The sequence below is a fragment of the Pseudomonas sp. 2995-1 genome, from assembly GCF_002742505.1.
Lineage (GTDB): Bacteria > Pseudomonadota > Gammaproteobacteria > Pseudomonadales > Pseudomonadaceae > Aquipseudomonas > Aquipseudomonas sivasensis.
The window spans coordinates 1-249 of record NZ_LJSA01000116.1 but is presented as its reverse complement, the minus strand read 5'-3'; the positions used below and the strand labels follow the sequence as shown (position 1 = coordinate 249).

Sequence of the window (249 nt, the reverse complement as noted above, 5' to 3'; positions counted from 1 at the left end):
ACCCTACTGAATCAGTACAAACAATGAGTAATATTGCAATAAAGACAGAAACAGCATTAAAGTACGAAGATATGCTTCGTAAGCGTAGCAAAGAAAGTGAACATACTATTACAGATGCTATCAGTCAATCTGTTTCCCATACAGCACTAAACCTTAGTGCAACTGCTATCGTAACAGCTACAGAAAGTGGTTATACTGCAAGAATTATTTCAAGGTATCGTCCTAAATCACCAATACTTGCTATTACAA

General features: G+C 35.7%; 1 protein-coding gene. It reads left to right on the top strand.

Going from position 1 to position 249, the window contains the following annotated elements:
• Window positions 1–249: pyruvate kinase alpha/beta domain-containing protein (locus AOA61_RS00360; RefSeq protein ID WP_305886516.1), on the top strand; the 249-nt coding region annotated here is incomplete at both ends.